General features: G+C 43.7%; 2 protein-coding genes. One reads left to right on the top strand and one right to left on the bottom strand.

Going from position 1 to position 2232, the window contains the following annotated elements:
* Positions 1 to 116: 116 nt before the first annotated feature.
* The gene (locus AM228_RS00220; RefSeq protein WP_054464076.1) at positions 117 to 599 is read right to left on the bottom strand and encodes an ankyrin repeat domain-containing protein; all 483 of its coding nucleotides are present in this window, start codon (positions 597 to 599) and stop codon (positions 117 to 119) included.
* A gap of 173 nt (positions 600 to 772) precedes the next feature.
* Between AM228_RS00220 and AM228_RS00225 the strand changes: the two genes are divergently transcribed.
* Positions 773 to 2092, top strand: coding sequence for a lipid-A-disaccharide synthase (locus AM228_RS00225; RefSeq protein WP_054464077.1), 1320 nt, complete (start codon positions 773 to 775; stop codon positions 2090 to 2092).
* The last annotated feature ends 140 nt before the right edge of the window (positions 2093 to 2232 follow it).

Below are 2232 nucleotides of genomic sequence, written 5' to 3' on the forward strand. Positions count from 1 at the left end.
GAAAATTCTCTATTCTCTTTTCTCTATTCTATGCATCTCTTTTCTCTCTTCCCCCTACACCCTACACCCCACACCCTACACCCTACACGACGGCGGCTTCCCCCGCTCCCCCGCTTTTAAATTAATTTTCCATCTCTGGCTTTTTTCAACAATTCCATCACTTCTTTATGACCATCTTGAGACGCCCAAATTAACGCCGTCCAAGTATTGTTATCTCTGAGGCGAATATCGGCACCATAGTCAATTAGCATTTGTACTACTTCTTTTTTACCGCGACCTGCGGCACTCATTAAAGCAGTTAAGCCAAAGCCTGCTTTAGCATTAATATCAGCCCCGGCATCTAGTAATAGTTTCACGATGTCCGTAGAACCCGCTGCTGCTGCACCCATTAAGGCTGTCCAACCATCTTTATCTTGAGCATTAACTTGTGCTCCAGCAGCAATGAGTGCGGCGACAATTTCGGGGTTTTCTGTTTCAGCAGCTACAATGATGGCTGTGGTGCCTTCTTCATCGGTTTCATTGACATCAACTCCGCTGTTTAACCAGTCTTTTACTTGGGATAAGTTGGCGTTTTTTACGGCATCGATCAGGTTTGTCATTTTCTGTTCTCCTTAAACCTTTAATATTTTACTTAATATTTTATATATTATAGGACTTACGCAACGACTCTATATATGAGTTATTGGTGCGTTACGCTTCGCGCTTTCACACCCTACAGATAGCTTAATATTTTATATATTACAAATAAGCTCGGTTTTTGAGGTTTTGGCTTGTGCAACCCTTTGATATTTTAATTCTGTCTAATGGCCCTGGGGAGTTAGTCACTTGGGTTAGACCTGTGGTTAAAGAACTACGGCAACAACTGCGGCAACAGCTTGGGGGCAATGGTTCGACGGTGCGAATTTCCGTGGTGTTGTCCCCTTGTACTCATGCGACGGGACAAGAAGCGGCGATCGCCCGCAAATACCCAGAAGTCGATCGCGTCCAAGGGGCGGCGGATTTTTGGCCATTTCTGTTGTGGGGCAAAACGGCGGAAAATTGGGACTGGTATCCCCAAGGGGTCGTGGTGTTCTTGGGGGGCGACCAATTTTTTACCGTGGTCATTGGTAAACGGCTGGGTTATTCCACGGTTGTTTATGCGGAATGGGAAGCCCGGTGGCAAGGTTGGATCGATCGCTTTGGGGTAATGAATCAGTCAATTCTTGAACGAGTTAACCCTAAATATGCGGCTAAATTTACGGTTGTGGGCGATTTAATTGCTGATTTGCCCAGACAGATCGATCGCACTAACCAAGAATTATTAATCAATGCCGATCGCCACGATGAAATAATTGCTTTAATGCCCGGATCGAAAGCGGCAAAACTTTCCCAGGGAGTGCCTTTGACTTTAGCGATCGCGGAAAAAATTCATGGGTCAAGACCGCAAACTCGGTTTATTATTCCCGTAGCCCCAACTTTAGATTTAATCACTCTGGCAAAATATGCTGACCCAGAACAAAATCCCGTGATTTTCCCCAGAGGTTTGGCTGCTGCTCAATTAAAAACAGATAATTTAAATATAGCATATTTAAATATAGAAATTCAAGCAAAAATAGAAAATTATTATTTAGAAACTTCTACGGGTTTGCGGGTAGATTTATATACAGAAACTCCTGCCTATAATCTGCTTTCCCAATGTGCTTTATGCTTAACTACTGTGGGAGCAAATACCGCTGAATTGGGGGCTTTAGCGGTGCCAGCAATTGTTTTATTGCCCACCCAACAATTAGATGCGATGCGAGCTTGGGATGGTATTCCCGGATTATTAGCCAATTTACCGGGATTTGGGTCTTATTTTGCCAAGTTAATTAACTGGTGGGTATTGAGAAAAAAACAGTTATATGCGTGGCCAAATATCTGGGCAAAAGAGGAAGTTATTCCCGAATTAGTGGGGCAATTAACCCCAGAATTTGTAGCAAATATTGCCTTAGATTTATTGGCTAATCCAGAGAAGTTAGCAGAAATGCGATCGCGCTTGCGGAGTTTGCGGGGGGAAACCGGGGCAGCCCAAAAATTTGCCCAATTGATTTTGGATTGTACGGGCAAAGCATAACCGCAGACAATTTATGGGACTGTAGGGGCGAAGCATTCCCGCAGATAATTTATGGTTAGAAACATAAATTTTTTTACGGGAATGCTTCGCCCAAGCCCAATATTTGTGGTTATTATCGGGATTACAGAGGTTTTCTGGAT

The organism is Planktothricoides sp. SR001, from assembly GCF_001276715.1.
GTDB classification, from domain to species: domain Bacteria; phylum Cyanobacteriota; class Cyanobacteriia; order Cyanobacteriales; family Laspinemataceae; genus Planktothricoides; species Planktothricoides raciborskii.